The organism is Allobosea sp. GW821-FHT09G06, from assembly GCF_059416005.1.
Window position 1 is genome coordinate 1 of the sequence record NZ_JBWKOI010000007.1, and the last position, 21,714, is coordinate 21,714.

The following is a 21,714-nucleotide window of genomic DNA, read 5'->3' on the forward strand; positions in this document are numbered from 1 at the left end:
TGATTCCTTCTGGAAACCAGCATCAAAACAGCCCCGACCTGCAGCAGATTTGAGTCAGACCCAAACTTGCACGCCGATCGGGGGGCAACTTTGCGCGCCGTTTGACAGCCAAGGAGAAGCCGTGGCGCTAAGCAGAGAGCTTCGAGGCCCTTCGGCATCGTGATGATCCGGCTGGCGAGTCGCGTCGTCGGCGCGCCGCGTTCGGCGGTGATGCCGGTGATCATGATCTTCTGCGCGGTCGGCGCCTTCGCCACGGCGGGCAACAACCTGAGCAGAGCTTCGTGACCTCGCTGATCAAGTCGGACGGCTCCGTGCTGCCCTTCTTCGACCGACCGGTCTCGTCGGTGCTGGCGGCCATGACCTTCGCCGCGCTGCTCTGGCCGGTCTTCTCCTGGACGCGTGACCGGTTGAAGGGGCGCGGCCGGACGGTGGCGGCCTAGGGGCGACATGTGCGCCAGAAGCTGACAAAAGCGTTCGGCCGGAAAGCGGACCTACTGCGGCATCGCACATGCCTAGTGCTCGATCTGTAATCCCGTGGGACCGTGTCTCAAGGCAAAGCTCGTCATCAAGCCTACGCTTTCGGGACGAAGGTAAACTCGCCGCGCCGTCGAAACATTGGACGGGCAGCCTGTACGTCGTTCGTGTGAAGGTAGTGCCACGCGATCGTCATGGCAGCCATACTCTTACAACGGTCATCTCCGAAAACGAGCCTACCTCGGCACCAGCTCGACGCCGGAGCCGGGTATCCCGGGCACGACGCGCCGAAGGACCAGGCTTCAAAGCTGCGGACAGCGAGCCCGCTTCTGACGCCAGACCCGCACCAGGCGTCTATTCATCAGCCCGAACAGGAGCCCGTCACTTGATTGGCTCGAACTCGCCAGGCCGCCAGCTCTTGTCGAACCAGGGTTCGAGCGGCCCATAGAGCCGAAGAATCGTATACCATCCCTTGCCGGCGACGGTTTGGATCCAGTTGGCTTCCTTGCCTTCCGGAGCCTTCGGGCCGAAATAGAGATCGATCGAGCCATCGGCATTCGCGATGAGCTTGTCCCGCTTGTTGTTCTTGCTCGGGAAGGTCTGCCCGGTCTGGAGCTCCGAGCGGGTCTGCGGATCGTAGACCACCACGGACCAGAAATCCTTGGCGGGCGGATTGGCGGGAATGCGAAGCTTGTATGTCTTCTCGCCGTCCAGATAGTCGCCGTTCCGGTCCGTAGCGGCATAGGCGTATTGGGAGCCGGCCCCGATCATCTGCTCGACCATGGCGGGTGTGTTGACCGTCGCCTGGTAGAAGAACAGGGTCCGCGCGTCGAGGTAACGCCCGCCCTTTCCGCCGTCGCGAAGCCACTGATAGCTTCCGCCGACAAAGGCCGCCCCCCAGGCGCTGTTGGGATAGAGATGGAAACCGTCGAGGCGCGGGCGGAAGATCATCGCGCGGGCAGTTGCGTTGCCGACGGCGACGGCCTCGGTCAGCAGCTTCTTCATCCGGGCGTCCGGGGCGAAGGGCTTGCCCTTTTCAATGCCGATAGAAGCGAACAGCCCCAGCAACTCGGGATCGAGCATCGAAGTCGGTTCACGATCGATGACGGTATGGAGCTCCTTGTAGAACTCGAAATTATTGGCGTGAATCGTGTTCCAGGACTTCCGCGACCCGCTGATGAACTCCATTTTCGGCGGATTGGCACGCTTGCTGAGCGGATAGATTTTCAACCCGTTCTTGAAGGAGGCCACGGCCGCGTCGGGCTTTCCATCGACCAGGAAGCCGCGCAGGATCAACCAGTTCACGTAGCTGGTCGATTTCGAGACGAAGTACTTTTCGCCTTCGACCTCGGCCTCCATGCCGCCGACGGGCGGATTCAGATCTCCCTTATAGTCGGGCGGGAGGATCAGATACTTGCCTCCTCGGCCGCGATCAGGCCCCGGAGCGCCCATATCGGTCACGAAGCGGAAATAGGCGTCATTGACCGTGCCGGGACCGGACCTGGCGGGAATCTCGACGACCGTCGGCCCGTCCGTCCCCAGGTGAAGAAAAGCGCTGCCATAGACGGTATCGGTATTGCCGGTGAGGAACAGCGGCGCCGAATCCATCAACTGGTCGAGAAGGATCACCTTGTTCGACGTGTCCGCGCCCAGATCGAGATGGCCGAGACGCAAGCCCTCGATCGATGTGGCGGGGACGCCGTTGAGGAACGTCTCGACGCCACGCAGGACGTCGAGATTGTCATAGAGCCGCTCGACCGTTGCCTTGTCCGGCATGCCGTCGAAGAATTTCATGGTGCCGAAGCGGGTCTCCACCGCATCCGGCGTCATGATCTTTTCGGGGATCTTGTGATTGTAGCCTGGCGTTTTCTCTTCGCCAGCCGCCGCCAGCGTCGTCGCAAGCAACCCGGCAACGGCCAGCGCGGCAGGCCGGAACATTCCAGACAGCATCATGGTCTTTCTCTCAGATGTTCTGGCAGCCATTCATCACCTGGACAGCAAAAAGGAGAGGACCGAAGAACAGGGTGGTTCCCGGCGAAAACGGCAGGCTCGGCCCCGGTCACATGCGCCCCATCGCCCAGGTGCAGCGAACCGGAAACCATGCCGGCACATGAAACCGAGCACACTTCATCGAGGCTAGCTGCGTCGCCTCCGCCGGTCTTGCCATTTCGCGCCAAACCCGCGCGTGGGTCACCTCTCGAAGCGCAACGGTGCGGCAGGTCGCAACCGGCCGATCGACCGGGGTTTCGCCTGTCGGATCGCCGCGGTCATCGCCGCCCGGCTGCCCTAGTCATCCCCCGCGGACGATTGCAGCCTTGCTCCGAGCCGGTCCAGCTCCAAGGCGTAGCAATACAGGCAGAAGAGCGCTGCCAGCATGATCGCGGTCCGCGCCAGCAGCGGCACGCCCGTCTGGAACGAAATCAGTTCAGGGGCATGCCGCAGAAAGAACAGGCTGAACATCGCGCCACCGAAGATGAAGCTGAGGCGGCTTGCAAACCCCAGGCAATGCCCGAGGAAGACCTGTTGCCAGTCTGGGAGCTCGATCCTTGAAAACCGATACCAATAGGCGGCCTGTGACACTGCCATGGCGGCGATGAGCGCGATCAGAGCTGCCGCCGGAATCCGGTGCAGCACTCCGACCTCATCAGCCACGATTCGGAAGGCGCCCTGGATCGCAGCAATGATCGCAGAGGCTGCGATCGTCTGGATCAGCAATAATGCCAGATACATTCCGGCCGGTCGGGATGCCTCGCGGCCATGTCCCGCACCGGACGCCGACGGGTGGTCCCTCTCGCTCATTCAGCGCCTCATTTCCAGACAGCCCTGTCTACAGGGGCCAGTCAACGCACGCTCGTCTCGGATGCTTCCGGCCACTTGAACGGCGGCAGATTCTGCGCGGATCAATGACCGGCAACGGCGCGCAGCGGAGCCGAGATGATCGTGATCGGCAGCTTGACCAGAGCTTCGAGCGAGTTCCGGGCGATCTCGTCCGTGCCGACCGAGGAGCGCTGGGCCGCCACGCCGCGTTCCAACACCTGATGGAGTTGCGGGGCAAGGACGGCCAGCTGTGCGAACTTCCCGTGATTGCTGGAATCCAGCACCTTCACATCCGTCATGTCGATGACGAGCGCGCCCAGTTCCGCCAGCTCCGCGGCATCAGCGTCGGCGCCGAGCCGGGTCTGCCCTCCCGCCAGGAAATTCGACAGGCCGAGCGCCTTGTCGTCCTTCGACAGCACGATGATGAAGGGCTTCTTCGGCTTGCCGAAGCGACGCATCTGCGCCTTGAACACGTCGATATCGATGTCCGGCGCCGCGAGGATCAACTGCCCGACCTTGGATGATTGCGGCAGGCCGCCGGCGATCTTGATCTGGCGCAAGGCCTCGACGGTTACCCAGTTCCCCATCGAATGGGCCAGGATGTTGACCTCGTCGGCATCGCTCGCGAAGACCAGCCGGATCGTCCGCTCGAGGTCGTCGCGCGCGGCCGTCGCGCTGTTGGTGTCGTAGACATATTGCGCGAGCTGCCCGCGCGAGGCCCAGGTGAAGAGGACGGGAACCGCAGGCATCTTCGCGTCGTGGACGATCTGGGCGAAGCGGTAGAGCCCCTCCGCGAACATGGTGTTGTAGCCGTGGACGAAGAGGAAGACGCGCCGCTGCCCCTTGGGCCGGGACGCCAGTTGCGCGTTCAGCGCCTGCACGAAGGCCTTGTCCCCGTCGAGATAGCTCGCCTGCCGCGCGACGAAGCTGGTTCCGGGATTGCCGGGTGCCGTCGAGGCCCACTCGATCTGGCCGGCCTCGTGATTGGGAGGAACCGAAACCGCGATCCTGGCGAAATCGAGCCGCTCTGCCCGCTCGCCATTGAACAAGGTCCCTGGCCGCTCATCCCGCTTGCGTGTCGTGGCGACGAGGATCGTGTGGGTTGCGGCACCGAGATACGCCACGGTGACCGGTGCGAGGAAACCTGTCTCGGGCCGCGCCCCACAGGCCGCGAGAGCGAGCGCTGCGGCGAACGACATGCCGAGCCCGAAGCGCTTGGCGGTGCTACAGCGTTTCCGCAACGCGCCCATTGCAGGCGCAACTCTCGAAGCCCTCATCGGCCAGCCCCCATTTCAGGATCCGCCGATGCGTCAGCGGCAGACCCTCCGGCCGTTCACGATAGCACAGCGAACCGGCACCGGCCGCACGACTACAGCACCCGCCGGCCTGACGACGACGGCGCCAGCAGGCCTGACCACGACTGCCCTTGGAACGGGTCGTCGTGCAACGACGGCCCCGTAGGGACCGGCGCATCCTGCCCGCACGACGCCGCGCGCGCAAACGACCGCATTCGCTTCGACCGGGATGGTGATCAATGCCAGTCCGAGCATGCCGGATGCCAGGATCAGGGACTTCATGGGCGTTTCTCCTGCTGCTGTTGATTATGCAGCCACCGTTGCGGCTGAGGAATGGGCCATCCCCGCCTCCGGAATCGGTGGCGTCGAGGATATCGCTTCCGCGTTGAGCCTACGGCTTCATCTTGATCCCGAGCTTGGCGCGCATGTCCTTGAACACGACGGCGATCGCCTCGATGACCTTCTTGTCCTGGTTGGCCTTGCAGTACTGGATGACCTCGTGCTCGGCCTCCTTCGCTCGCTTGACCTGGAGGAGATGCTTCTTGGCGAGGCCATTGTACCAGCCGCTATACCAGCTGGTCAGCATGTCGGCGTCTTCCTGGAAGGTGCCGGCGAGCTGGGCGCAGGTCAGCTTCTGGACGTCGATGTAGCCCTTGTCGTCGGCATAGGCGCTCAACGGGGTCTGAGCGCTCGCGGCTTGCAGCAACAGCAAGCTCAGGGCCGATGCGGCGAGGGCCTGGCGGATCATGATGTCGTCTCCATTTCTCGAATTCTGCGAACAAGCCGAAGGCGGCGCCTGCCTTCCCAAGAGAATGCAGGCGCCGAACCGTCAGGTGAGTTTCCGGGCCGCGGGAATCGTCCAGCTGCCGTTGATGATCGACGGATCCGTTTCATTCGGCCAATACATCCGCAGCATCAGGATGAAATCGCCGGCAGGCGCGGGAAGCCAGTTCGACTCCTTGTCCTTTCCGGGCGAATCCTTCTGGATGTAAAGGTCCGTCGAGCCGTCCGGATTGGTCTGCAGGTTTTGCCTCGCGCTGATGGAGTATCGGTTCAGCGGATTGTTCACGAAGAAGTACTTGTCGTCATACATCGTCAGCGACCAGAACCCCTCGGCCGGCGGCAGGTGCCCCTTGGGGAAGCGCATGACGTACTTGTTCGCTCCATTGTATTTGTGCCCCTCGGCATCCGCCTTCGAGGTCGGGTACACCGCATCCTGCGGGCGGTTGGCGCCGAGCCCGATCGCCGTGATCAGCGCCCGCATCAGGTAGTCAGTGCCGTAGATGCCGGTCTTCGTCGTGAACGCCCAGCCGTTCTGCTGCGTGATCGCCTTGTTGATCTTGAACTGGAGCATGATTCTGTCGAAGGCGATGTCCGGAATGCGCTTGGCGAAATCCGCCTTGAGCTTGCTCACGTCGAACGACTGGCCGGGGACGATGCCGATGCTGGCAAATCTCGCGAGCTGAGCGGCGTCCGCTTCGGAAGGCGGGTTCGTCTTCATCAGCTCGCAGAGCAAGGTGAAATAGGACACCGCGTCCATGCGGTTGACCTGATCGCGGACCGCCGTCTTCATGTCGATCGCCGGGTCGACCTTGCCGGCCGGCGGTGTGTAGGGCTTGCCATAGGCGCTCAGCGGCACGAGCTTGAACTCGTCCTGCAGCTTGTGTACGGCGGCATAGTCCTCCGGCGTGCCGGTGCAGTAGATGCGGCCGAGCAGCCAGACGATGTTGGTCGACGATTTATATTCCTTCACGCCCTCCGGCAGCGTGCCCTTCCAGCCGGGGCCGGTGATCGCATAGGTCTGCGCGCCGGTGCCGGTGGTACGCTTGCCCGGAACCTGGAACACCGTGGTCCAGCCGTCGAGCATCGGCAGCAGGAAATAGCGATCCTTCATATCCGGGACGCTCAGCACCCAGGGCTCCTTGCCGACATCGAAGAAGGCGGTCGTGTAGAGCGTGTCGGCGTTCGGCGCCGTGACGTCCTTGAACGAGGCGTCGGGATAGTTGCGCAGCTTGATGATCTGGCCCATCGGCGCCCGGGTGCCGACGGGCTCGGCGACATTGGTCATGATCCGACGGGTCATCTCCATCGTCACCAGCGGATAGCCGAAGATGTAGGCGTCGGTCGCGAGCCAGAACTCCTCGAGACCTTCGCCGAGGCCGAGAAATGCCCCCTGCTCGGCGAGCGCCGCCTTGCTCATCGCCGTGCTGGCGAGCAGGCTCATGCCGCCCAATGCGGCGGAGCGACGGGTGATCTTCATTTGTCAGCCTCCTCAATAGTATCGAGAGTGAAACACCGGCCTGAAGGCATCTTCCGCAGTGACGCCGCGGATCAGAAGCGCGCCGTCAGGCCCAGGACCGGCCCATGCGTCAGCATGTCGTACTCGTAATGCGACCTGCCGCGGCCTTTGGAGAAGTCGACATAGAGCGCCCGGTAGCCGAGCATGCCGCTCCAGGCGACGCTCTGGGTGCGGGCGAACTCCCAGTTGACGTAACCCATGGCTTGCCAGGAAAATTTGCTGCCGGCGCCGAAGCCGCCGACATCGCCGCGCAGCACCAGATCCGCCTGTGGCGTGAACCGGTGGCGCAGGCGCAGGCCGATCAGCGGATCGAGCCATGTTACGTCGCCGGAAGCTGCAAGAGCACGGCCCCGGGCGAAGGTGAGGTCGCCGATCGTAAGGCCTGCGGCCAGCCCGAGCTCTGCCTCGGCCTTCTGCCACCAGAAGCGCCCGCCGCCATAGAGATCGATCGCCGTTTCAGAGGCGCCCGCGCCCTGCCAGCGCACGAGTTCGTAACCCACGGCAGCTTCGGCGATGACCATCTCGAACTGGACCGTCGCGAAGGCGGCCAGTCCCCCGCCGACGAGGGGATGGACGCTGCGGGGACGGGCCGCGCCGCCATCCGCCCCGAGCTTCATGTAGGTCAGATCGGTCATCACGGCGAAGCGGCCGTTTCGGGCTTCGAAAGCGCCCATCAGGCCGAAGAGCTGCGCCGGGATCTTTCTGTCCAGGATGTCGCCGATACCGGCATTGATATCGGTCGTCCGGCCCTTGACCGTCGTCGACCCGTTGATCGCCGGCAGCCAGGCATAGGGCATAGCGACATAAGTCCAGCTCGGAACCTGTGGCAGCGGCGTTGCTGCGCGCGGCGGCAGGTCGGCTGCGAAGGACGTTGTCCCGATGCAGATCGCAGCGACGGCAAGGGAGCAGCGCATTCCATGCGCGCTTGGCCTCTTCTCCGCCTCTCGGCGAAGATTCGAAAGGCTAGTGCCGGGCGAACTCGCAATGATCGTGCAAGCCGTCCAAATGCGTTCCGACGCCCAAGCGCGCGCGCTCTTCATCATGCCCCCACAGCACAGCCTGGTCGATCAGCGTCGGCAGCGACATCCAGACGACGGAGGCTCTCGCTGTACTTTTCGCGCCAGTTCGCAAGACGTGTCTTGCCATTTCGCGCCAAGGCGGCCGTTTAGTGAGGGCTGCCGGCGCTCGCTTGTCCGTCGCGAGGTACAGCGGCGCGGCCGCGCTGCCGCCGATAGGTGGCAGGTTGAATCTTCATCAGGCGCATGAAGGTGCGGCTGAAGCTGCTGGGGCCGGCATAGCCGAGGCGCATGGCGATCTGCGATATGCGCTCGCTGGACTGGGTCAGAAGGCGACAGGCCGTGTCGAGGCGCACCTGCGCGACCAGCTCGCTGTAGCTCGTGCCCATTTCGGCAAGATGTCGCTGCAGCGAACGAGCACTCACGCGCAGCTGCCTTGCGGTTTCCTAAAGAGATGCGCCATCGTGTTGCAGCGACGCCGCGATCACGGTTTGCACTGCCTCTCGGGAGGGCATGTCAATGAGCTTCATCGCCTAATCGCAGCAATAGGGAGCTTTGGACCCCGTTCGAACGGCGACGCCATTCAAGAGCTGAAAACGGCCGCCGTCTGGCCATCAGACGCCAGAATCGAATCGGGGCCCCCATCGTTTGGGTTGCAGAACACAGCGCCTGCACCGTACGTGATCGAAAGCCTGCGGCCTCTGTAGCGTTAGTGACGTGGCGCTCCCGGAGGATGCCGAGGTCGGAACGACAGTCCATTTCCACAGCCGGGGGGCAAGCATTGTGGGCGCAATTCCTCTAACCCGTTGCCAATTCCTCATTCCCTTCACCGTGATTCATGACGAGGCCGGAGCCGCGACGGCGCCGCTTCTGGCCAAGTTCCGGCTCCCGACCTCCCTAGAGGAAAAGGCCAACGACTTCGTACCGCTGCTGCGGGCCGTCGACTTCGCGGAGGCCGTTCAGAGGTCGCAGGGAATCCCGGATATCGGATTTCAGGCATCGCGGCAGCTGCAGTTCTGTCACCTCAGCGACAAGCTCCGGGCCGTGATCGGCTGCGCTCCGACGCTGCTCATCGCGCTGAAACAGACCTGCAAATGGGCGAGCCTCGAAGACAATGTTCTGAGCATGTGGCTCGAGCGCTCGGATGACCATGTGAAGATATGCAGCCTCCTCCTCGGCACGGCCGGCATCGCGCATCTCGAGCACTCGCAGTGGCTCCAAAACATCTTTCCCATTCATATCGTCCGTCAGTTCGCCGGGCCAAACTGGGTGCCGGCGACGATAGCATTCGAGGCGCGGTACGCACCGAGCCCGCAGACCCAGTCCTCCTGGCCGACTACCCGCTTCCTGTCGGGTCAGCGGGCGTCCTGGATCGAAGTGCCGATTTCGCTCCTGAGCCTTCCCAATCTGAAGAGCCATCTGCCGGGTTCACCGCCCGTCGACCAAGCTGAGCCATCCAGCGCCGACTTGATCGGCGCGCTCAGATTGATGCTGCCCTCCTATCTTGACGAAGGAGCGCCGACTGTCGCGGACATTGCCGAAATGGCCGGCATCAGCGTCAGGAGCCTTCAGCGGAAGCTCACGGACGCCGGGCTGTCCTATTCCGATCTTCTCGGTGCAGCCCGGTTCGACAAGGCCGCGCGGCTCCTGCGCGGAACAGATGCCAAGATCATCGAGGTCGCGTTCGCCTGCGGCTACGCGGACCCGGCACATTTCACGCGCGCCTTCCGCCGGATCTCGGGGGTTACGCCACGGCATTTCAGAAGCCAGTTGCAGTTGCGATAGAGCCTGTTCATCGACGCGGCTTGAATCAGGTTTCTGTTGGTTTGGCGCGAAATGGCAATTCTTCGTGCGGATCACCCGATAGAACAGCACCAGGCGATTGACGACCGCATATCGACCGGGGCACGCGATGCCCCGCATGCGAAGCCAGATTTGAAGGCGAGTGCGAATGGCATCGAGCACATGCCAGCGCAGGGCCATATGGGGGGAAGCCGAGTGAAGCAGCGGAACAAGTCGCAGATGGCCGTAGTGGTCGGGATGCTGGTTCTCTTTCTGGGCCTTACGCTTGAGCATAGCGTCGCTCATGCCCAATCCCGCCCCTCCGGCGCGCCGAGCGCTACTCTTCGCATCAGGCAGCTCCAGGTTGCTTTCATCGGCTCCGGAGCCATCGGCGGCGGGACGCTCCGCTTCCGCGGCGGCAGCTACGACCTCACCGTCGGTGGCCTCGGCTTTGGCGGCATCGGAGCGTCGCGGCTCACGGCGACCGGATCGGTTTATGGGCTGAGCCGGGTCGAGGATATCGCAGGCGCCTATGTCCAGATCCGCGAGGGTTGGGCGATCGGCGCCCAAGGTCGCGGCACGCTTTGGCTGCGCAACGCCAAGGGCGTGACGATGCGTCTCGCGACGCAAAGAAAAGGCTTGCAGCTTTCATTGGGCGCCGATGGCGTCCTGATCGGCTTCAAGCAGTAGACCCGTTCCAGTCCTCCAGGTCAGAAAGCGATGCCATGAACGCCGCGGTGAATCCGGCAGCGCCCGGCCACCTGCCGAGCTTTATTACGCAGCCGGGCGGGGCCGACTACCTGATGGTCGTCGTCGCCATCATCTTGGTCGGCGCGGTCCTGGGCGTCGGGCTGCTCTTCCTGCGCCTTCACACACTGCCCGAACGGATGGCCCACAAGGCGCACAAGCTGCAGTTCGAGATCGTCGCCGTTCTCGGGCTGCTCGCTCTCTTCACGCATATCCACCTGTTCTGGGTCGCCGGTCTGCTGCTCGCGCTGATCGATCTTCCAGATTTTTCAGGAACGTTCAGCCGGATGGCGGGCTCGCTGGAGAAGATCGCCGGCATCAGGCCTAACCAGGGTGGGCAGGCGGCGGAGCTCGCCACGGCGGGGCCGAGAGAGGAGGCGCCAGCCGCTCCGGACGGCGCCACCCGCCCCGTCACGAGCAGCGAAGAGACCAACCATGCTTGAACTCCTCGTCTGTGCGCTCTTCACCATCCTTCCCGACTATCTCTATCGCCGCTACGGCCAGGGCAAACGCTTCGGCCGCGAGATCACGCTCTTTTCGGTCTGGTTCGAGCTGCGCTGGGGCATCGTCACCTGCGTGATGCTGACGGTCGGCCTGATCACCGTGATCTTCTACAATCATCCCTCGACGACCAGTGCCGCGGCCTTCTTCCGGACGGTTCCGATCGTGCCGGAGATCAATGGCCGTGTCGCGAAGGTCCATGTCGGCTTCAGCCAAGCCGTCACCAAGGGCACGCCGATCTTCACGCTCGATAGCAGCACCCAGGAAGCGGCCGCGGAGACGGCTCGCCGCAAGATTGCCGAGGTCGACGCCGCGCTGGTGGTCGCAAAGGCCGATATTCTGGCCAATGAAGGCAAGATTCAGGAGGCGAGAAGCGCGCTGCAGCAGGCGCAGGACGAACTGCAGACGAAGCTTGAGCTGAGGCGCCGTAACGACGCTGTCGTCGCAGCTCGCGAGATCGAGAGATTGGAGAACCTCGTTGCCGGACGGGAGGCGGCCGTCCAGGCGGCGACCGCCGGCAAGGATGCCGCCCAGGCGAGGATCACCGCGCAGCTTCCCGCCGAGCGCGCCAGTGCCGCCGCCGCGCTCGCCCAGGCCGAGGTCGAACTGCAGAAGACAGTGGTGCGCGCCGGGTTCAACGGGCGCGTCGAACAGTTCACGTTAAGGGTCGGCGATATCGTGAACCCCTTCATGCGCCCCGCCGGAATCATCATCCCGGAAGAGGCAGGGCGAGGCAGGTTGCAGGCCGGTTTCAACCAGATCGAGGCGCAAGTGATCAAGGTCGGCATGGTTGCCGAAGTCACCTGCATCTCGAAGCCCTGGACGGTCATTCCGATGGTGGTGACGGGCGTGCAGGACTTCATCGCCGCCGGCCAGATCAGGAGCGGCGAGCAGCTGATCGACGCCCAGCAGGTGGTGCGGCCCGGAACGATCCTCGCCTTTCTCGAACCGCTTTACCATGGCGGCCTCGACGGCGTGACGCCCGGCAGCAGCTGCATCGCCAATGCCTACAGCAGTAACCACGACCTCATCGCCGCGAAGGAGACGGGCACATTCCGGCGCATCGCCTTGCATGCGGTCGACGCGGTCGGCCTGGTCCATGCCATGCTTCTGCGCATCCAGGCATTGGTGCTGCCGATCAAGACGCTAGTCTTCAGCGGCCATTGATGATGCCCGTTCGACGACACGTCGAGGGACAAGTCGTCGAACGGAAACTGCAAAATCTCCAGATGGATCGGGGTCATCCTCCGCGCCCCCGTTCCTGGCCTCTGGCACAAAGCGAAACACGGGAGTGCCCACGCATTCACTCGCCGGGCATGAAGCGAATGGAAAGAATCCTGGCGCGATTTCGGTTCATGCCAATCGCCCTGCTGTTGGCCGCCGCTCTCACATGTCCGGTAGCCGGTTGGGGACAGGCACCTGCCGAGCCGCCGTCCGAGAAGACGAAGCAGCTTGTCGCCTTGTTGAACGACCCGGAGATTCTCGCCTGGCTCAAGAAAGGCCCTGCGCCTGCGTTTGAGCCGGCGCCTTCTCCCGCCGACATGCTCGCGGCCTGGGAGGCGGCTCTCCGTCGGCACATCAGCGGGCTCGCAGATGCCGTGCCGCGCGCAGCGCCCGAACTGGCGAGCGCCGCCGATACCCTCATGCGCGATGTGAATGGCGGCCGGCCAGGGCTGGTGGCCCTCATTCTCGCCGCGTCGATCATGGTGGGGCTGGGCGTGGAATGGCTCGTACGGCGAACGCTTGCAAAGCGCGCCGCGGCGGGAGACGGCGCGCCGAAGCCCGCTATGGCCATGGTGATGACCGACCTGGCGGCCTTGCTGGCATTCGCGCTGGCCAGTCTTGGTGCGTTCCTGGCTTTCGAATGGCCGCCGCTGTTACATAGGGTCGTCCTGACGCTGCTGATCGCGGTGATCGCATTTCGAGTTGTGAGAGCTCTCTGCAAGCCTGCGGCAACGCCTTGCGAAAGAGCGTCCGGGACCGCTCATGCGGCGGGAAGCGGCGCAGACCCTGACGCGGGGCCTGTCGCGAGCGATCACGCCTCGGCGCGATTCCGGCACCGCCGCATCAGCCTCATGGCCGGCATCACGCTGTTCGGCTGGGCGGCCGTCAGCTCCCTGCAATCTCTGGGCGTATCTTCGGACGTCGCCGAGCTGGTCGCATATCTATGGGGGCTCGGCCTGCTGGCGGCGGCCATCGAAGCGGTCTGGCGGCATCCCGGCGAAGCGGCCTCACGATCGGGCCGGATTTCGCTCACGCTCTTCCTGACCATCCTCTGGCTGCTATGGGCCGCGGGAATGCTGGGCCTGCTGTGGCTCGGCATCTACGCCTTGCTCTTGCCCGGCCTTCTGCGAGGAGCCGGCCGGCTGGCTCAGGACGCCGCCAGCAGCTACAGGCCCTCCGGGGCGCCCGGCATTGTCTACAACATTCTCGTCGCCAGAGGGATCAGGGCCCTGGTGCTCGCAGCGGCCGTCGCCTGGCTGGCCTATCTGTGGCGCTTCAGCGCTGGCGGTCTGGCCGGCGGCGAGTTCGGCGCCAGGCTTGTCGGCGGCTTGCTCAACGGCATCATCATCCTCGTCATGGCAGATCTGGCCTGGCAGCTTGCGAAGGAATTGATCGCGTATCGCCTGAAAGCGGCCGAGCAGGCCGGCGGCGGGGAACAGGCTATCCAATCCGGCAGATTGCACACGCTGCTGCCGATACTGCGCAATGCGCTGGCGGTTTCGATCGTCGTCATCGCCGGACTGACGATCCTCTCCGGCATGGGCGTTCAAATCCTGCCGCTGATAGCGGGTGCCGGCGTCGTCGGCGTGGCGATCGGCTTCGGTTCCCAGACGCTGGTCAAGGACATCCTGAGCGGCGTGTTCTACATGCTCGATGACGCATTTCGGGTCGGAGAATACATCCAGTCAGGATCCTACAAGGGAACCGTGGAGTCCTTCAGCCTGCGCTCGATAAGGCTGCGGCATCATCGCGGACCTGTCTATACCGTCCCGTTCGGCCAACTCGGCGCCATCCAGAACATGAGTCGCGACTGGGTCATCGAGAAGATGACGGTCGGCGTCACCTATGATTCGGACATCGACCTCGCACGCAAGCTCATCAAGACAATCGGCCAGGAGCTAGCGGCGGACCCCGAATTCTCTGCGGATATCATTGAGCCGCTCAAGATGCAGGGCATCGAGAACTTCGGGGAGTATGCCATCGTCCTGCGCATGAAGCTCATGACCAAGCCGGGAACGCAGTTCACGATCAAGCGGCGGGCTCACATGATGATCAAGCAGGCCTTCGAAGCCAATGGTGTCAAGATCGCGTTCCCCACGGTCCGCGTCGAAGGCAGTGGCGAAGCCGCGGCTGCAGCGGCGCATCAGATATTGGAGGCGCAGCGGCAAGAACCCATGGCATCAAGCTAGGCAGAGATCGTCGCGAGCCTGGATGCCCACTGAGGCGTTCGACCCGAAACAGGAACCTTTCAGGATAGTGCGAGCGCGCACAGGCTGCCTGCGCCGACGCTTCGAGCACATGGAAATAGATGCCAAGGCCATGCTGCTCCGCATCGATCGTGGGCGCCGGCCAGGTCTCGTCGCTGCCCATTGCTGCCCGGCGGGTCATAGGCGAAGGAGCTCCCGGATGCTCGGCATAGTCGGCGCTTAGGCGCGCCATCAGCGCGACCGTCCCGGCCAGTGGCAGGTAGCCGGGCCTGCCGCGCCGATTAGAACCTGCACATCCGCTGAGAGGTGAGGAACGCTGCCTCGTCGGCTGGCGGACAGGAGCTGCATGCGGAACGTTGTAAGGGACGCCATCCAGACGCTTGGGATTGGCGCCGGGCAAGCTAATTCCATATCAGCTATGTGAAATCCTTTTCTTTCGGGCAGACGCCCACTTGCGCCACTCAGCTGACATTCAGCCACCTCCAGGAAGCAGACGTTCAGCCCCCGAAACTCGACCTCGCAGCTATGAGCGAGGATGCCTTCACTTGCGCCGCTAGAAATATTTCGATAAGTCTCGACATATGGAAAATGAACAGGTCATCCTCGCGCTGGCAGCCTTGGCGCAGAGCACGCGGCTCGATGTATTCCGCATTCTTGTGAGCGCCGAGCCGGAGGGATTGGCGGCAGGCGAGATCGCGCGGCGCCTCGACGTCCCCCACAACACGATGTCATCGCATCTCGGCATCCTCAGCCGGGCTGGCCTCATACGCTCAGAGAGGTTCAGCCGCTCAATCGTCTATCGAGCCGATCTCAATGCCCTAAGGTCAGTTGTCGCCTTCCTGCTCAAGGATTGCTGCGGCGGGCGACCAGAGATCTGCGCACCGCTGATGGCCGAACTGAGCCCGTGCTGCCAACCGAAGGCAACCGCCAATGTCTGAGCCGATCGACGTAATCATCTATCACAACCCAGCCTGCGGAACCTCGCGGAACACGCTCGGGCTGATCCGTAACGCTGGGGTCGAGCCGCACATCATCGAATATCTCAAGACCCCGCCCAACCGCACCTTGCTGAAGCAGCTTCTCGATCGCGCCGGCATGAGCGTCCGGGAAATCCTCCGCGAGAAGGGCACGCCTTTCGCCGAACTCGGCCTCGGCGATCCGAGCATGAGCGACGAATCTCTCTTCGACGCCATCGAGGCGCACCCGATCCTGATGAACCGACCGCTAGTGGTCTCTCCGAAAGGCGTGAAGCTCTGCCGCCCATCCGAAGCCGTTCTGTCGCTCCTGCCGCCGCAACGCGGCGAGTTTCGCAAGGAGGACGGCGAACTCGTCGTCGACGCGGCCGGTCGGCCCGCAGCTCTCGCCTGAGGTCAGCATGTCCACTTTCGAACGTTATCTGACCGTCTGGGTCGGACTGTGCATCGTGGTCGGCATCGCACTGGGCCATGTCATGCCCGGCGTCTTCCAGGCCGTCGGCGCCGCCGAGATCGCCAAGGTCAATCTGCCCGTCGCCGTGCTGATCTGGCTGATGGTCATCCCCATGCTGCTGAAGATCGACTTCGCCGCGCTGAGTCAGGTCGGCAAGCACTGGCGCGGGATTGGCGTGACCCTGTTCATCAACTGGGCGGTGAAGCCTTTCTCGATGGCGGCACTGGGGTGGATCTTCATCGCCTGGCTGTTCCGGCCGTGGCTGCCCGCTGACCAGATCGACAGCTACATCGCCGGGCTCATCATCCTGGCGGCGGCGCCCTGCACCGCGATGGTCTTCGTCTGGTCGAATCTGACGAAGGGCGAGCCGCACTTCACGCTCAGCCAGGTCGCACTAAATGACGCCATCATGGTCGTCGCCTTCGCCCCGATTGTCGGCCTGCTGCTCGGCCTGTCCGCGATCACCGTGCCATGGGGAACGCTCGTACTCTCGGTCGTCCTCTACATCGTCATTCCCGTGATCGTCGCGCAACTCGTCCGCAGCCGCGTTCTGGCGAAGGGCGGGCAGGCTGCGCTCGATCGACTGCTCGGCCGACTGGGACCTGTTTCGCTTGTGGCCCTGCTCGCCACCCTCGTCCTGCTCTTCGGCTTCCAGGGCGAGCAGATCCTCGCCCAGCCGATGGTGATCGCGCTCCTGGCGGTGCCGATCCTGATCCAGGTCTACCTGAATGCCGGGCTGGCCTACGTCCTGAACCGGGTCGCAGGCGAGCAGCATTGCGTCGCGGGGCCGTCTGCCCTGATCGGCGCCTCAAACTTCTTCGAACTTGCCGTCGCCGCCGCGATCAGCCTGTTCGGTTTTCACTCCGGAGCGGCGCTCGCGACCGTTGTCGGCGTGCTGATCGAGGTCCCGGTTATGCTCACCGTCGTCTGGATCGTGAACCGATCGAAGGGCTGGTACGAGCGCGGTAACGGCGTCCGGAAGGTTCAAGCTCCAGAATAATTCGGTGATCATGGAAATAGCGCTTGACCGCCCACTGACGGTATGAATTTATATTTCCATGGATATCGAAACAGCAGCGGCGCAGCTTGAGGCACTCGGCAACCAGACGCGTCTAGAGGTCTATCGGGTTCTCGTCCGTGCCGGGCATGAGGGCCTTCCGGTCGCGCAGGTGCAGGAGCGTCTCGGCATTCCGGCCTCGACGTTGTCCCACCACCTTCAGCGCCTGATCCGCAACGGCCTCGTCTCGCAAGAGCGGCAGGCGACGACGCTGATCTGTCGTGCTGTCTACCCGGCGATGGATGCGCTGCTCGGCTTTCTTTCCGACGAATGCTGCATCGAAGAAGCCTGTTCCGCATCATCCGGGAAGGCCGCCTGAGCGGTTTTTGATTTGCCTTTTAATTCCATGATTCCAGCAGGAGCGGAGGATGCCGCGATGAATGAGCTTCCCGTCGTCGTGATCGGCGCTGGTCCCGTCGGCCTTGCCGCCGCGGCCAATCTCATCGCGCGTCGAATGGCCGTGAAGGTCTACGAAGCCGGGGAATCCGTCGGCGCCAACATCTGCGACTGGGGCCATGTTCGCCTATTCTCGCCGTGGGAGTTCAACGTGGACCCGGCGAGCAGAAAGCTGCTCGAGGCCGCGGGTTGGGCCGAGCCGGACAAGCAGGGCTATCCGACGGGACACGAACTGGTCGATCGCTACCTCGCTCCCTTGGCGGGAACGGCCGAGCTCGCCCCGGTCATCGAATACGGCGCCCACGTCATGGCGATCGGGCGCCGCGGCATCGACAAGGTGGTGAGCCGGGATCGCGAACTTCACCCGTTCCAGCTCATCATTCGCGACCGGGACGGGGGCACGCGCCGCGTGCTGGCCCGCGCAGTCATCGACGCTTCTGGAACCTGGACCACTCCAAACCCGGCTGGAGCGGGCGGCATGCCCGTCGATGGGGAGGAGGCGTATGCGGAGCGGATCGCCTACGGTATCCCGGACGTGCTCGATGCCGACCGCGAGACGTATGCGGGACGCACGACGCTCGTGCTCGGCGCCGGGCATTCCGCCGCGAACGTCCTGCTCGACCTTACCGAGTTGGCCGAGCAGGACGGCGCAACGAAAGCGATCTGGGTGACGCGCGGGCGCGACCTGTCCCGGGTCTATGGCGGTGGCGCGAATGATCAGCTCGCCGGGCGCGGCGACCTCGGGACGCGGCTGCGTCAGGTTGTCGATAGCGGCTTGATCGAACTCGTCCGCGGCTTCGCCCTTGCAGGCTTCCGGCAGGAAGGTGGAAGCCTGCTGGTCCACGGCGAGACACCGGAAGGAGGTCGCACGGTCGGCCCGGTTGACCGGATCGTCGCCTGCACGGGACAGCGCCCGGATCTCAGCCTGACCCGAGAGCTTCGCGTCGAGCTGGATCCCTGGCTCGAGAGCACCCGCATGCTCGGGCCGATGATCGATCCCAACCTGCATTCCTGCGGGTCGGTGCCGCCGCATGGACATCGCGAACTGTCGCATCACGAGCCGGACTTCTACACGGTCGGGATCAAGAGCTACGGGCGTGCGCCGACCTTCCTGATGCTCACGGGCTTCGAACAGGTCAGATCGGTCGTCGCCGCCATCGCCGGTGACATGGTGGCGGCAGACGACATCAAACTGGTTCTCCCGGAGACGGGCGTGTGCACGACAGCGCCGGTAGGCGCGTCGTCATGCTGTGGTGGCCCCGCGCCGGACCCCGTCGCGGCCTGTTGCGCCGATGACGCCCGTGCGAAGGCCGATGGTCAGGTCGGCTGCGGTTGCGGCCCCGCCAAGCTCCCGGAACCCGTAACGACCTCCTCCTGCTGCGGCAAGGTCGCGTGACTGATCGAAACCGGCTGACGGTGATCTCGGCTCTGGGCGTGGTTCAAATCCTCGCCTGGGGTTCCTCCTACTATCTCCCGGCGGTTCTCGCGGCCCCCATCGCTGCCGATACGGGATGGCCGTTGCCCTGGATCGTCGGCGCGCTTTCGGTCGGCCTGCTAACGGCGGGCGCCGTTGCGCCCTATGTCGGCCGCGCCATCGGCGAGACGGGCGGGCGACCGGTTCTGGCGGCGGCGGCAATCCTCCTGGCCGCCGGGCAATTCACCCTGGGCATCGCCCCGAATCTGCCGGTCTTCGTGTTCGGCTGGATCGTTCTCGGGGCGGGGATGGCCGCAGGTCTGTACGATGCGGCGTTCTCGACGCTTGGGCGTCTTTACGGCGGCGCTGCGCGGTCGGCGATCACGATGCTGACCCTATGGGGCGGATTCGCCAGCACCGTGTGCTGGCCGTTGTCGGCCTACCTCGTTGCGCATCTCGGATGGCGAGGAACCTGCTTCGTCTATGCAGCCATCCAGCTTCTGATCTCGCTTCCGCTCGTGTTGACGATCCTGCCGCGCGTCCCGCCGGAGCTGCCAACGCTGACGACGGGGACTTCCGGGGCGGCATCGAACCTGCTCCCGGCGGAGCGTCGCGCTTTCCAACTTCTCTCCGGCATCGTCGTCATCGGTGGTGCGATCGGCGCCATCGTCGGCGTTCACCTGCTGACGTTGCTCCAAGGACAAGGAAATGGTCTCGCGGCGGCCGTGGCTCTGGGCGCACTTGTCGGTCCCGCGCAGGTCGGCGGACGGGTGATCGAGATGGCTGGCGGAGCCCGGCATCATCCGCTCTGGACCATGCGTGCCGCGCTTGGGCTGATTGCCCTCGGATTGGGACTGATGGCACTTGATGTCGGCCCGATCGGGCTTGCGATCATCCTCTACGGGGCAGGCAACGGCGTTTTCTCGATTGCTAAGGGTACGCTTCCGCTGGCCCAGTTCGGCCCTCAGCGCTACGCGGCGCTGATCGGAAGGCTGGCGCGGCCGAGCCTCATCGCACAAGCGATCGCACCGACCGCAGGCGCCTTGCTGCTCGATCGCATGGGCTCGGTACCGATGTTCGGCGCGCTACTGTCCCTCGCGCTACTCAATGTCGTGCTCGTTGCCGGGCTCTGGCTCGAGCGACGCAACTGGCCTCATGCGACCGGCCAATGACAACTTCCGTAAGCGCTCAGGCGGGTGGCGATGGCTGGCCGCAGTCTCAGGAAGGAGACTGGCTTTCAGTTTAGAAAGATTCTAAATGATGGCCATCAACATCCGGTGACACCACGATGCCATCTCTCTTTCCGATCTTCCGCTCCAGCCGCCGCCGGTTCGACGATCTGGGTCCACAGGAAATCCTGTCGCTCGCCATTCTGTCGGAAGAGGAGGATGGGCGGATCTATGCGGCCTATGCGGCGAACCTGCGCGAGGCCTATCCAACTTCGGCAGCGATGTTCGACACGATGGCTGCCGAGGAAGACGAGCATCGCCGCACCCTGCTTGATCTCTATGTGAGCAAGTTCGGACCAACGCTTGTTCCGATCAGGCGCGAGCACGTCGAAGGCTTTTATGCGCGGCGGCCTCTCTGGCTAGCGAAGACCTTGCCGCTGGAGCGCGCGCGCGCCGAGGCGGCGGACATGGAACGACAGGCCGAGACGTTCTATCGGCTCGCCGCCTCGCGCAGCACGGACGCAGCGACGCGCAAGCTTCTCGGAGACCTCGCGGTTGCCGAGGCGGCGCATGAGCGCCGCGCGGTCGCGCTTGAAGATGGTTTGTCAACCGGCGATGATGGCCGGCAGGAAGAAGAGACCGCGAAGCGCCAGTTCGTCCTGACCTGGGTCCAGCCGGGGCTGGCAGGCTTGATGGACGGCTCGGTTTCGACGCTGGCGCCCATCTTCGCGACGGCTTTCGCGACGCAGAACTCCTGGACGACGTTTCTGATCGGGCTGTCGGCGTCGATCGGCGCAGGCATATCGATGGGCTTCACCGAAGCGGCCCATGACGACGGCAAGCTGTCGGGACGTGGGGCCCCGTGGAAGCGAGGGCTAGCCTCAGGCTTCATGACGGCGCTCGGTGGGCTCGGGCATGCGCTGCCCTATCTCATCCCGCATTTCTGGACAGCGACGGTCATCGCCCTTTGCGTCGTTTTCGTCGAGCTCTGGGCCATCGTCTGGATCCAGAACCGCTACATGGAGACGCCCATCGGACGCGCCATGTTCCAGATCGTTCTCGGCGGCCTTCTCGTCCTGGCCACGGGCATTCTGATCGGCGGCGCTTGAACTGCAGAAGGATAAAACGATGGCTTTCGTCCAAACCCCAGCCCGCTACGACAATATCAGCATCCGCTTTCACTGGTTGACCGCGGTCCTGATAGCGCTGCTATGGCTCATGGCTCAGAGTGAAGCGGTCCTGCCCAGGGAGTGGCGGCACGGTATGTGGTCCGTCCATATCACGCTCGGAGGCCTGCTCATCGTCGTCTATGCGGGTCGGCTCCTTTGGCGCCTGACAAAAGGATCCAGGCCCGCCGCGGTCAGTTCCGGCATCTTGCGAGCGATGGAGCATATTGTTCACGCCCTTCTTTATGCGCTCATCGCGGCGACGCTGATCGTGGGGCTTGCCAATGTCTGCGCGCGTGGCTGGGACCTGTTCGGCCTTGTCCAGATCCCCGCATTCACCGCCGACGACCGCGCACTGCGCCGCTCGATCAATGGCTGGCACGAACTCGCGGCTAACTGCCTCGTGGCCGTTGCCCTCGCTCATGCCGGTGCGGCGCTTTTCCACCAATTTGTACTCAAAGATGGGGCTCTGTCTCGCATGTCTCCATGGCGGTAACAACGGGTCGTCCCGGTAACATTCGGATCGCGACCGACTCTTGTGATGACGACATACGCCAACTCCAGACATTAGGCGGTTGGCAGGAACTGCAAGGCAGCTATCCACGGCGGCACGATCAGGCCCAAACTTTCCTCCAGCGTTCATTTCGAACGGCCTGTAGAGGGCGCACAATGTCATCATCATTCTGCTCGACGATGTCGGCTTTCAGCGGGAATATCTACTT

23 protein-coding genes are annotated in these 21,714 nt (G+C 63.9%); 14 read left to right on the plus strand and 9 right to left on the minus strand.

Going from position 1 to position 21,714, the window contains the following annotated elements:
* A partial coding sequence (locus AC07NY_RS23960) for a hypothetical protein (protein ID WP_494585901.1) occupies positions 1–224 on the minus strand: 224 nt, incomplete at its 3' end.
* A gap of 57 nt (positions 225–281) precedes the next feature.
* On the opposite strand from AC07NY_RS23960, the gene AC07NY_RS23965 reads away from it, so the two are divergent.
* The gene (locus AC07NY_RS23965) at positions 282–440 is read left to right on the plus strand and encodes a hypothetical protein (protein ID WP_492287790.1); all 159 of its coding nucleotides are present in this window, start codon (positions 282–284) and stop codon (positions 438–440) included.
* A 415-nt stretch (positions 441–855) separates the two neighbouring features.
* Here AC07NY_RS23965 and AC07NY_RS23970 read toward each other — a convergent pair whose 3' ends face one another.
* The 8 genes from AC07NY_RS23970 to AC07NY_RS24005 all read right to left on the minus strand — a co-directional run bounded on the left by AC07NY_RS23970 (position 856) and on the right by AC07NY_RS24005 (position 8,332).
* On the minus strand, positions 856–2,427 hold the full coding sequence (locus AC07NY_RS23970) for a DUF1254 domain-containing protein (protein WP_257735739.1): 1,572 nt from the start codon (positions 2,425–2,427) through the stop codon (positions 856–858).
* A gap of 333 nt (positions 2,428–2,760) precedes the next feature.
* Entirely contained in the window at positions 2,761–3,273 is a 513-nt protein-coding gene (locus tag AC07NY_RS23975; RefSeq protein WP_257735740.1) for a hypothetical protein, read from the minus strand.
* Positions 3,274–3,374: 101 nt separating this feature from the next.
* Positions 3,375–4,490 carry an alpha/beta hydrolase gene (locus AC07NY_RS23980; RefSeq protein WP_492287791.1) on the minus strand — a complete coding sequence of 372 codons (1,116 nt, stop codon included), beginning with the start codon at positions 4,488–4,490 and terminating at the stop codon, positions 3,375–3,377.
* A 111-nt stretch (positions 4,491–4,601) separates the two neighbouring features.
* On the minus strand, positions 4,602–4,868 hold the full coding sequence (locus AC07NY_RS23985) for a hypothetical protein (protein ID WP_257735742.1): 267 nt from the start codon (positions 4,866–4,868) through the stop codon (positions 4,602–4,604).
* Between the two features lie 109 nt (positions 4,869–4,977).
* Positions 4,978–5,334, minus strand: coding sequence for an HdeA/HdeB family chaperone (locus AC07NY_RS23990; RefSeq protein ID WP_257735743.1), 357 nt, complete (start codon positions 5,332–5,334; stop codon positions 4,978–4,980).
* Positions 5,335–5,415: 81 nt separating this feature from the next.
* Positions 5,416–6,846 (minus strand): DUF1254 domain-containing protein, encoded by a 1,431-nt coding sequence (locus AC07NY_RS23995; protein WP_492287792.1) that lies wholly within the window; start codon positions 6,844–6,846, stop codon positions 5,416–5,418.
* Between the two features lie 71 nt (positions 6,847–6,917).
* Positions 6,918–7,799: a hypothetical protein gene (locus tag AC07NY_RS24000; protein ID WP_257735745.1), complete on the minus strand. Its 882-nt coding sequence runs from the start codon at positions 7,797–7,799 to the stop codon at positions 6,918–6,920.
* 251 nt (positions 7,800–8,050) lie between these two features.
* Positions 8,051–8,332, minus strand: a complete 282-nt coding sequence (locus AC07NY_RS24005; RefSeq protein WP_492287808.1) for a helix-turn-helix transcriptional regulator — start codon at positions 8,330–8,332, stop codon at positions 8,051–8,053.
* Positions 8,333–8,618: 286 nt separating this feature from the next.
* Between AC07NY_RS24005 and AC07NY_RS24010 the strand changes: the two genes are divergently transcribed.
* From AC07NY_RS24010 to AC07NY_RS24070, 13 genes are all read left to right on the plus strand, one after another.
* A complete protein-coding gene (locus tag AC07NY_RS24010; protein ID WP_492287793.1) occupies positions 8,619–9,686 on the plus strand; it encodes a helix-turn-helix domain-containing protein in 1,068 nt (355 codons plus the stop codon).
* 51 nt (positions 9,687–9,737) lie between these two features.
* Positions 9,738–10,373 carry a hypothetical protein gene (locus tag AC07NY_RS24015; RefSeq protein WP_257735748.1) on the plus strand — a complete coding sequence of 212 codons (636 nt, stop codon included), beginning with the start codon at positions 9,738–9,740 and terminating at the stop codon, positions 10,371–10,373.
* A 35-nt stretch (positions 10,374–10,408) separates the two neighbouring features.
* On the plus strand, positions 10,409–10,873 hold the full coding sequence (locus AC07NY_RS24020; protein WP_257735749.1) for a hypothetical protein: 465 nt from the start codon (positions 10,409–10,411) through the stop codon (positions 10,871–10,873).
* On the plus strand, positions 10,866–12,098 hold the full coding sequence (locus AC07NY_RS24025) for an HlyD family secretion protein (RefSeq protein WP_492287794.1): 1,233 nt from the start codon (positions 10,866–10,868) through the stop codon (positions 12,096–12,098). The genes AC07NY_RS24020 and AC07NY_RS24025 overlap by 8 nt, the downstream gene beginning before the upstream one ends.
* A 188-nt stretch (positions 12,099–12,286) precedes the next feature.
* Complete coding sequence (locus AC07NY_RS24030) at positions 12,287–14,344, plus strand: mechanosensitive ion channel family protein (RefSeq protein ID WP_492287795.1); 2,058 nt, start codon at positions 12,287–12,289, stop codon at positions 14,342–14,344.
* Positions 14,345–14,943: 599 nt separating this feature from the next.
* Positions 14,944–15,300 carry an ArsR/SmtB family transcription factor gene (locus AC07NY_RS24035; RefSeq protein ID WP_492287796.1) on the plus strand — a complete coding sequence of 119 codons (357 nt, stop codon included), beginning with the start codon at positions 14,944–14,946 and terminating at the stop codon, positions 15,298–15,300.
* Between the two features lie 4 nt (positions 15,301–15,304).
* Entirely contained in the window at positions 15,305–15,730 is a 426-nt protein-coding gene (gene arsC, locus AC07NY_RS24040; RefSeq protein ID WP_492287809.1) for an arsenate reductase (glutaredoxin), read from the plus strand.
* Between the two features lie 7 nt (positions 15,731–15,737).
* On the plus strand, positions 15,738–16,790 hold the full coding sequence (gene arsB, locus AC07NY_RS24045) for an ACR3 family arsenite efflux transporter (protein WP_257735562.1): 1,053 nt from the start codon (positions 15,738–15,740) through the stop codon (positions 16,788–16,790).
* Between the two features lie 58 nt (positions 16,791–16,848).
* Entirely contained in the window at positions 16,849–17,166 is a 318-nt protein-coding gene (locus tag AC07NY_RS24050) for an ArsR/SmtB family transcription factor (protein WP_492287797.1), read from the plus strand.
* A gap of 57 nt (positions 17,167–17,223) precedes the next feature.
* Positions 17,224–18,639 (plus strand): NAD(P)-binding protein, encoded by a 1,416-nt coding sequence (locus AC07NY_RS24055; RefSeq protein WP_492287798.1) that lies wholly within the window; start codon positions 17,224–17,226, stop codon positions 18,637–18,639.
* On the plus strand, positions 18,636–19,829 hold the full coding sequence (locus tag AC07NY_RS24060) for an MFS transporter (protein WP_492287810.1): 1,194 nt from the start codon (positions 18,636–18,638) through the stop codon (positions 19,827–19,829). Before AC07NY_RS24055 ends, AC07NY_RS24060 begins: the two co-directional genes overlap by 4 nt.
* A 116-nt stretch (positions 19,830–19,945) precedes the next feature.
* Entirely contained in the window at positions 19,946–20,935 is a 990-nt protein-coding gene (gene mbfA, locus AC07NY_RS24065) for an iron exporter MbfA (RefSeq protein ID WP_492287799.1), read from the plus strand.
* A 19-nt stretch (positions 20,936–20,954) separates the two neighbouring features.
* Entirely contained in the window at positions 20,955–21,488 is a 534-nt protein-coding gene (locus tag AC07NY_RS24070; RefSeq protein WP_492287800.1) for a cytochrome b, read from the plus strand.
* Positions 21,489–21,714: the final 226 nt, after the last annotated feature.